General features: G+C 46.8%; 6 protein-coding genes. 4 read left to right on the top strand and 2 right to left on the bottom strand.

Features of this window, described 5'->3' with window-relative positions; genetic code table 11:
* Window positions 1–358 precede the first annotated feature (358 nt).
* A complete protein-coding gene (locus tag ASN18_RS10785) occupies window positions 359–931 on the top strand; it encodes a hypothetical protein (RefSeq protein ID WP_157072941.1) in 573 nt (190 codons plus the stop codon).
* A gap of 72 nt (window positions 932–1,003) precedes the next feature.
* Window positions 1,004–4,510, top strand: coding sequence for a phosphohistidine-like domain-containing protein (locus tag ASN18_RS10780; protein ID WP_085052752.1), 3,507 nt, complete (start codon window positions 1,004–1,006; stop codon window positions 4,508–4,510).
* A 137-nt stretch (window positions 4,511–4,647) separates the two neighbouring features.
* Here the strand turns inward: ASN18_RS10780 and fbp are convergent, their stop codons facing one another.
* Window positions 4,648–5,619: a class 1 fructose-bisphosphatase gene (fbp, locus tag ASN18_RS10775; protein WP_085052751.1), complete on the bottom strand. Its 972-nt coding sequence runs from the start codon at window positions 5,617–5,619 to the stop codon at window positions 4,648–4,650.
* Window positions 5,620–5,725: 106 nt separating this feature from the next.
* Between fbp and queF the strand changes: the two genes are divergently transcribed.
* Together queF and ASN18_RS10765 are read left to right on the top strand one after the other, a co-directional pair.
* Window positions 5,726–6,097, top strand: coding sequence for a preQ(1) synthase (gene queF, locus ASN18_RS10770; RefSeq protein WP_085052750.1), 372 nt, complete (start codon window positions 5,726–5,728; stop codon window positions 6,095–6,097).
* A 2-nt stretch (window positions 6,098–6,099) separates the two neighbouring features.
* Window positions 6,100–7,386 (top strand): MFS transporter, encoded by a 1,287-nt coding sequence (locus ASN18_RS10765; protein ID WP_085052749.1) that lies wholly within the window; start codon window positions 6,100–6,102, stop codon window positions 7,384–7,386.
* Between the two features lie 27 nt (window positions 7,387–7,413).
* Here the strand turns inward: ASN18_RS10765 and ASN18_RS10760 are convergent, their stop codons facing one another.
* Window positions 7,414–9,327: a diguanylate cyclase domain-containing protein gene (locus tag ASN18_RS10760; RefSeq protein WP_085052748.1), complete on the bottom strand. Its 1,914-nt coding sequence runs from the start codon at window positions 9,325–9,327 to the stop codon at window positions 7,414–7,416.
* Window positions 9,328–9,589 lie beyond the last annotated feature (262 nt).

The raw sequence follows: 9,589 nt of genomic DNA, 5'->3' as shown, positions 1-9,589 counted from the left end.
CCAAGCCGCTTACGGTGGTTTGCAACCTGCTCCTGCAAGCCGATTGCGAGGGGTCTTCCCTCATCTCTTACGCCGCTTGCTGCGGCACACGAATATGAGAACACCCGGCCTAGAACGTTCCTTTATTATTTCAGTCAAGTCTTCCATCGCCCTATCGCCCTCGCGCCATGACCTTTTTACCCGAGCATTGAAGTAAAATAAAGTATTTCAAAAACAAAAGTCAATATCTGGCAAGGCATACCACAATGTTATAAATTATAAAAATACCCTTAAAAACCATTAGACGCAAATTCCTATCGGAACCTGGGCTAATTATTGTGCTTGCCATTTTTATTAAATTATGCTACTATTGATTACTATGGAAGGCGGTAATAGTATCGATAGCGTTTCCCCTCAACGGCAGCGCTCCATATTTGCCAGCAGGCTGAATCTTTTGATTACAGCAGTCATAGGGATAACTGTACTTTTGGCCATTGTCGTTGCCGTTATATTAAAAAAATATTCCGGCCCGATTCAGGGCGCAAACGCCGCTATGACATATCAGGGCGCCATTGCCTTTGCGCTTGTGTTTCTGAGTTATGGGATTGCTGCGATATTTTTGATTATGTTTTTTGTCTATCGAATTCTAAGCCCGTTTAAGCGAATGCTCAAAGATATGGATGAAATACTCACAGGAGATATGCAAAAACGTATCAGTTTGCGTGATAAAGATGTCTTTCTTATAAAAGAATTTGTTGTGGGTGTAAACACTCTCATTGCCAAGCTGGAGAATATGCACACTATCAAAGACGAACTCGTCTGCCACATAGACGCCGAAGGACAGCAGCTCATTTCCAATCTCGAACAGGATGAAGGGATAAGCGGTAAGACCAGAGAATCAGTCATCACATATCACAAGAAAATTGTATCCATTGTCAAAGACAATACCTAGCGTCCAAATACACCCTTGTAAACCCTGACGCAGGGCTGCCTCCCCAACAGGAAATGCCCAAGAGGAACTGAAATGCATGAGTTGCAATTAAAAAGAGGGCTTATCCTTCATGTTGCCGCAGAGGACGGCGGGCAGATGACATTGCGTTTGTGCCCGCGTGGTGGAGACAAACCACCTGAGTGTATTTTTCACTGGGGTGTGTGCGCTGATAAGTCCACGAAGTGGCAGCTGCCTCCTGAGTCCGTTCGCCCGCACGGCACAAAAACAGCAGGAACTGCATCGGCACAAACACCCTTTGAGTCAATCAGCCAGTCTGTATCGGTCATTACTTTGTCCATTAGCGATGATTTACCGTTTACAGCCGTTGAGTTTGTCCTGTTTTTCCCGGCTGAAAAACGCTGGGACAATAATAATGGGAAAAACTACCGGCTTGACCTGATTGAGCTGATTGATATGAAATCAGGGCACACCGGCGTAGTGCCAGTTTCCCCTGAAACCCCTGAAACATTGCCTGACTTACCAACTATTGCAGGCAGTACTTACGAGTTTAATCACACATTTGACAAAGGGCAGCGGCTCTATGCAGCGGTTACAAATACCGGCAGCGGCTATGCACTTGACATATATACCAGCTTAATCCCACAGCCTGACACTGCACTGCTTCACTGGGGTGTGTCTGTAGGCAGCGGTGGTCGCTGGCTCGCACCACCGGTTGAACTACCTGTACCAGAAGGCTCAGAGCGCCGCGGCACTGCCGTAGATTCACCATTGGGTTTTGCTGCTGGATACGGACACTGTCATCTGGAAATCCCTGCTGAATTCGCACCGCCCTATGTTACATTTGTCTTGCATCTGTCATCAACCGGCCAATGGTTAAAGTGCAGCGGGCAGAACTTCTATATCCCCATCGCGCCTCAGTCAGGGGAGTTCTCCAAGCAAGCCCTCACAGAATATGCAAATGAAATTATAAATGCCGAAATGAGCGGTAACTCATGGACGCTTATGCACAGGTTTAACCTGTGTTACGGACTATGTGAGCGGCTTGGTGGGGATGTGGACGGCTTTGCTTTACTAACGGTCTGGCTGCGCTACTCCGCGATAAGGCAGCTTGACTGGCAGAGAAATTACAACACGCAGCCGCGTGAACTTAGCCATGCCGAAGACCGCCTGACACTAAAGCTTACTGATATATATATCAACAACCCGCAGCTGCGGCCATTTATCCCGCTTATGCTGATGACAATGGGGCCGGGCGGGGACGGGCAGCGTATCAGAGACGAGATACTTCAGATAATGCACCGTCATAGGATAAAGGAAGTCTCCGGTCATTTCCTCGAGGAGTGGCACCAAAAGCTCCATAACAATGCCACAGCCGACGACGTCGTAATCTGCGAGGCCTATCTTGCCTTTCTGCGAAGTAACGGCGACCGCGGCAGGTTCTATGAGGTATTAAACGCGGGCGGTGTCACAGAGGAGCGCCTGCGCAGTTTTGAACGACCGATTCGTACACACCCGGACTTTATCCATCATATTAAGGATGGACTGATTTATGATTTTGAAAATTACCTGAAGACCCTAAAGGCCGTCCACTCATCAACCGACCTTGACCGTGCATTGAGAACTTCTTCCCATTTGTTTGACAACGATATTAAAAACGCCCTGAATTTTATAGGACAAAATAAAGATGCCGGTGACACTGGCAGGATTAAAGACCTGTTTGCCACTGCAACATGGGTTCGGGGCAGGCTCAGGCAGTTGTTAAATGGTGAAAGAGATACACACAGGGCAAGGGAGATGCTGCTGTTGGATTTGTCCCTTGTTGAATTCATTCGTCTGCTAGCGGAGCGCTGCCAGCATATTGACAAGTCAACACTCATCGAGTTAGTTATCTTTGCCGCTGATAACCTCACCGGTTATGCTGACGAAGAGCTTTGCATCTGCACGGCACATCTGAGGAACCTCCCGCCTCGAGATGCACATGACTGGGTGTTGCATATTATCAGTGTCACAGAGCGGCTTGAGCGAATACTTGGCAGTGCCGTTGAGTGGTACTATAATACGTTTCAGGAAAATGCCGAATTCCTCGGCAGGGCATTTAACGCTGCCGCATGGACGATTAACCTGTTCACTGAGGAACTGCTTCGCGGTCAGCCGCCCTTTGTGCTTTCGATGCTCCTAAGACGCCTTAATCAACTGCTCAGAGCGGAATATAACCTTGGTGCCTGGCAGGTGATAAGCCCATTTGTGGCAAGCGGGAAGGTTGTAACTGCCGATACGCTTTATCAGATACAGGACAAACGCTTCGACACACCAACAGTTGTCATAGCGGGTAAGGTTGCTGGTGATGAGGAAATCCCGCGCGGTGTGACTGCCGTAATATCGCCAGATATGACAGATATAGTATCTCATGTGGCAGTGAGGGCAAGAAATGCACGCGTGCTGTTTGCGACATGTTATGATTCTGCCGTTTTAGAATCACTGAAGGGACTTGCAGGTAGGTATGTTTCGCTTAGTATAACCCAATCAGGCGGTGTTGCATTTAATGAGACTGTTGAGCCAACGGCGTCAGACGCGCCAAACTCATCAGATACGCAGGACACAAGCGCTGTCCTGAGAGTGGCGCCGCTTGAGTTCACATCATTTGCTCTGCTATCAAAGGCATTTAACCGCCGCATCGCCGGCGGCAAGTCAAACAATCTTGCCGCCCTGACAGGTAAAGTTCCTGACTGGGTTAAGCTGCCGCCCTCAGTGGTAATCCCGTTCGGGGCATTTGACAAAGTGCTTAGTCTTAACTCTGAAATAGAAACCCAGTACTTTAAGCTGCAAAAAGATGTAACAAATGAGGCGCTTCCAAAGCTGCGCTCTGTTATAGAAGGGTTGACTATCCCCGATGAGTTTATCTCAGCGCTGGAGAGGGTGATGTCAGAAGCCGGACTATCATATCCAAAAACAGAGAGGCACAGGATTGAGCAGTGTATTAAAAAGGTCTGGGCCTCGCTCTGGAATGAACGCGCGTACCTGAGCCGGGTAAAAAACTTCGCGGGCAATCCCCATGAAGGCGTATCGATGGCTGTACTTGTACAGGAGGTCGTCAACGCTGACTATGCGTTTGTGATACATACGGTAAATCCGGTAACCGGTGCAAGGGACGAAATATTTGCTGAGGTAGTATTAGGGCTTGGAGAGACCCTTGTAGGCAACCACCCTGGCCGCGCCCTGAGCTTTACGTGTAAAAAAGACAGCAGCACCCCCAATGTTGCCGCATATCCTGGTAAGAGCTTTGGCCTTTATGCCGATGGCCTTATCTTTCGTTCAGACTCAAACGTAGAAGACCTGTCTGGGTTTGCGGGGGCGGGACTATATGATTCGATTACGTTGAGGGAGCCAAAGCGTGTGCTGCTTGATTATTCGGCAAGCCCACTGCTCAGAGACGAGGCATTTAGAGGCGGGTTGTTGTCAAAAATAAAAGAAATTGGAGTCATTGTAGAGAGCGCTTTTGGCAGCCCGCAAGATATTGAAGGGGCATACGCCGATGGGCAGTACTATGTGCTTCAGAGCCGCCCGCAGGTTGGTATATAAGCTGTGGGGTGATGTCAGCATCTGCATACTGTAAGCTATTTTTTCATTAACCCTGAAATATTCATGATAAAACCTCCCCTTGCTTTATCATGCAGAGCCTAACTCACCGCTGCCTGAGCCAATAAGTCGGGCGGGCATCACTTAGACATAAATTGGGTGTTCATAAGTTGCACGATTTCCTTGCGGCTTCCCATAAACACAGGGGTTCTTGAGTGTATCTCTTCGGGCTTGGCCTGCAGGAGGTCGCCCTTGCCTTCGGTTGACATGCCTCCGGCCTGCTCTACTATCATAGACATAGGCAGTACCTCATAGAGCAGCCGAAGTTTCCCTTTTTTACTCTTTGCATCGGCAGGATAGGCAAATACGCCTCCCTTTAGGAGCGTCCTGTGGACATCGGCAACCATTGTGCCGCTGAAGCGTGCAGTGTAGCCCTCGTCTTTCAGTGTGTCGAAGTAATCTCTTATCCTCTTGTCCCAGCCTTTAGAGTTTGATTCATTTACCGAGTATATCTTGCCACTCTCAGGTATCTTCATGTCCTTGTGAGACAATAAAAAAAGTCCGACCGATGGGTCAAGTGTAAATGCGTTTAATCCCGTCCCTGTCGTATAGGCAAAGACTGACGATGAGCCATAGATGACATATCCGGCAGCTATCTGCTTGTCCCCGCCTTGCAGGAAGTCTTCGGCTGTGCCTTTATTTTTTCTGTATATGGAGAAAATTGTCCCGATGCTGACATTGACTTCGATATTGCTTGAGCCGTCAAGCGGGTCGAAGGCCACAATGTACTTGCCTCCGGTTCCTTTTTCAGGAAATATTACTTCGTCAAGCTCTTCAGACGCTAAGGCGTAGAAGTGACCGCTGTCGGACAATATCCTGATAAGGACATTGTTTGCAAATTCATCCAGTTTTTGAACCTCCTCGCCCTGGATGTTAGTCTTCATCGCCTTGCCAAATATCTCCGCAAGACCAGCCATCCTCACGTGCGAGGCTATTATCTTTGTAGCGGTCTCGATAGCCATCAATGCTATGGACAATGACCCTGTGGCGCTTGGATACTTCCTCTCTTCCTCTAAGATATACCTGTTTAGATCCATTCCTATGTTCGGCATTATTTATACCTCCTCGTGATATTAGTCACCCGTATTTTAACATAAAAAAATAATAGCTGCATGGCAGTGTGTACTTTTTTTTTGATAACGTGATAATATCATAATTATGCTGTATGGCGAGAAGAATGTGTCTGAGGCAGTTGTTGAGTTATGGGACAATCCCCATCCTGACAGAGACTATGAGATAAAAATCGACTTGCCGGAGTTCACATGCCTGTGTCCACGCTCCGGCTACCCGGACTTTGCCGTAATCAGAATAACTTACGTGCCAGACAAACTCATTGTCGAGTTGAAATCCCTGAAGCTCTATTTAAACTCATTTAGAAATAAATACATATCACACGAAGATGCTGCAAACGTCATATATAACGAACTAAGCGGGAAGCTGTCACCCCGGTATTTAGAGGTTGTCGGGGATTTTAATCCAAGAGGGAACGTTAAGACTGTAGTCAGGGTGACGTCTGACCGTAGTGCCTGAGCATGCGCAGTAAAAAAAAGCTAAACCTCCGGTATTCATTCCTTGAAGGCATATTTGGAAGCATGATGGCAGGGGCTTCCCACGATTTTTTTACACCGTTTCTGCTAATACTTGGAGGCGGCTCCAGACATGCCGGGATTCTTAATGCGCTGCCTAACTTTTTCTCTTCCATAATAATGATAAAGGGGGCGGATTTCGTAGACATGCTTGGCTCAAGGAAAAATGCGGTCACTATACTGGTTTTTCTTCAGTCCGTAACGATAGCCTTCATTGCGGCAATGGCAATGGTAGCAGGGCTTGGCGTAATGCCATATATTGTTGCTGTAACACTCTTTGTCGGGCTTGGGGCGCTGGGCCAGCCGGCATGGGCAAGTATGCTTTCTGAGCTTGTCCCCAGTAGACGGTTTGGAAAGTATTTTGGATGGCGAAACAGGATAATGGGGTTTATCACCGTAGGGACTTCAACTTGCGCCGGATTGGTACTGAAGCATTACAGGGCTGTTGACCCGGTATCTGGGTTTGTTATCGTATTTTTCGCTGCATTTGTATTTAGAATGACATCTCTTTGGTTTTTTATAAAGATAGAAGAGCCGCCCATGTCAACCGCAAGGGAACACTACTTCAGTTTTAGGGATTTCTTAGGCAGAAAGGATGCTCTTACACGATTCGTGCTGTTTGCATCTGCGATGAGCCTCTCAATTCACATGGCCGCGCCGTTTTTTGCTGTTTTGATGCTGAGGGATTTGCACTTTAGTTATATTTTATACACCAGCCTCATATCTGCGGGCAATGTTATTATATTTCTCACGACAAAACGCTGGGGGGCGCTTGCAGACAGGATTGGTAATGTGAGAATTATGAGGTTTACATCACGCGCCATTGCCTTTATCCCCCTGTTATGGCTTGTAAGTCAGGCGCCTGTGTTTTTATTTATAGTGCAGATAATAGCGGGGTTTTTATATGGAGGATATCTCCTTTCAACGACAAACTATGTCTATGATGCATCTACAGCGGGGACACGAACGAGATGCATTGCCTATTTTAATACATTTAATGGTCTGTTCATCTTTGCCGGTTCGATGATAAGTGCCGTCGTGATTGATTATATGCCTCCTGTTTTTGGATTTAATATCTTTGCCATATTGATAATGTCTTCGCTGATGAGGATTATAACCGCTTTTGTAATTCCATTCAGGCTGAAAGAGGTCAGACCGGTAAAGGCAATCAGCTCTAAAGAGATGCTCACAGCTATGTTAAGCAGGGATGGGCTGCCTGCGAAGACAGAGTAAGTGTTATGGGTAATCAGGATATAATGTTTAAATATCTGAGTGGAAGTTACTATAAAGAGTCTTTAATGATTCTAAAAAGTGATTTACCATATCTGTGGTTTCGTCGTTTAGTTTGATGCCGTTTGTGACCAAATCACTGTGGAAATTTTTCAACTGCTGAGAGTCCCACTTGCCGTCATTTTTTTGAATAAATGAAGTTGCGCTGAGGTTGATTAAGCTCATAGAATTCATCTTTCCAATTGTAGAACACATCATTGGTTTTAACGACTCAAGGACAAGTCCTAATGAAGCCGTACCTGTGTCTGAAAGATCAAATCCCCGCCTCTGAATGTCAAACAAGAGGCTAAGCCACTTGTTATGGTCCCACTTGCCATTGTTGAACATTACGAACTTCACGGCATAATCAACGAGCAGGTCAAAGGTTACCTGTTCTCCTGAGTAAAACTGGTAAGTCCCTCTGCCGCTGGTTTTAGCTGCATACATAGCCATGTCAGCCTTTTTGATAAGGGCACTTGCCTCATTTGCCGATGTTGGATATATGCTGATTCCTATACTTGTACCAATTGAACACAAATAACCCTTCAACTCGAATGGGACTTGCAGTGTCTCGATTACCTTGTTAGCAACGGCAGCGGCGTCTGCTTCACTTGCTACTTCAGTCAGAATCACAGTAAACTCATCGCCGCCCATGCGGGCAGCCGTGTCTGATTCCCTGAGGCACGACTGGAGCCTTCGTGCCGTTTCCTTAAGCAGTTCATCGCCTGCATCATGACCAAGCGTGTCATTTATATGTTTGAACTTATCCAGGTCCAGATAAAACAACACTATAGTCCGGTTATGCCTCTTTGCGAGGGCAATTGACTGCCCGAGACGATCAAAAAACATCGTGCGGTTAGGAATCCCTGTGAGATTGTCATAGAGGGCCATGTGCCGGAGCTTTCGTTGAATGCTTCTGCGCTCTATTATACCGGCAAGCGTGTCGGCTATTGCGTTGAGAAAATCGTCAGCCCTTTCGTCTCTCGTATGACCATGCCTTACATACATGTTTATTACGCCAAGGATTTTCTCTCCAGATATAATCGGCACGCAGTAGTGACCATGTGGCTGCATACCGTCGAATCTCACATCGTGTCGTTCGTCTAAGCAGTCGGAAAAGACAAGTTTCCGTGTCAAGGCCGCCCGTCCACAGAGGCAGTAGCCGAAGGGCAGTATCCCGCAAATCTCTATGAGATTCTCCCCAAGTCCATGCCATGCTACCATCTCAAGTTCTTCTTTTCCTTCGATTGTCAGGAATATAGAACCCTTTTTTTCAAGCGCCAGCCATGACACAGAGAGAATCAGCTCAAGTGTGCGCTGAAGGTGTTCCTTTATAGATATAGGCTCCAGAGATGTACGCAGCACCTTGCTTATGATCTTTTGTATTTCATAGTTTCTCTCGATTTCCTGTTCCCTCAGTCTGCTTTGTTGTATCTGCTCTTCGAGACGCTTGTTTGCCTCGGCCAGGTCACTGCGGCTGTGTTCTATCTTATCTTGCAGATTACCGGTTATTTCAATAAATTTTTTATCTTTCACATGTTTTTGCAGGGCCAGCTTGATAAGGATGTTTAGCTCTATCTCTTTAAATGGTTTTATGATATAACCGGAGGGGCATGATTTCAAGGCACGGTCTCTGAGTTCATCGTTGCTGTAGGCTGTCAGATAAATCACTGGGATGTCAAGCTCAGTGCGAATGTGAGTTGCGGCTTCTATACCATCAACCGGGCCTTTGAGTTTTATATCCATCAGGATTAGATCGGGATTTGTTCTTTGGGCTGCCTCATAAACATCCTCTCCGTGTGATATTATATCTACAACGGTATATCCCATGTTCTGGAGTCTATCCTTAACCTCCAGTGCAACAATAGCCTCGTCCTCAACTAAGAGTATCTTTGACTTCGCCACTGCATTACCTCCCCCAAATCAGAGTCCTGCAGATATGGCATCTGATGTTCTTACAGTTCCACATGCTAACATTATATATTGTTTGCACGTTAAAGTCAAGCTGACGCACCAGGGCAAACGCATTAGAAAAATTAAGCTGAGATTGCCTATACTTTTAGCTCTGATCGATGGGTTCCTGGATTCCCGCTTTCCAGACTGTGTCATAATAGCACCCCCCTTTCTTTTGAGGGGTGGGCGTAGCGGCTAGGCAGCTGGGGTATTT

This window comes from Candidatus Magnetominusculus xianensis (genome assembly GCA_001541255.1).
GTDB classification, from domain to species: domain Bacteria; phylum Nitrospirota; class Thermodesulfovibrionia; order Thermodesulfovibrionales; family Magnetobacteriaceae; genus Magnetominusculus; species Magnetominusculus xianensis.
This window is presented reverse-complemented; position numbering and strand designations above follow the sequence as displayed.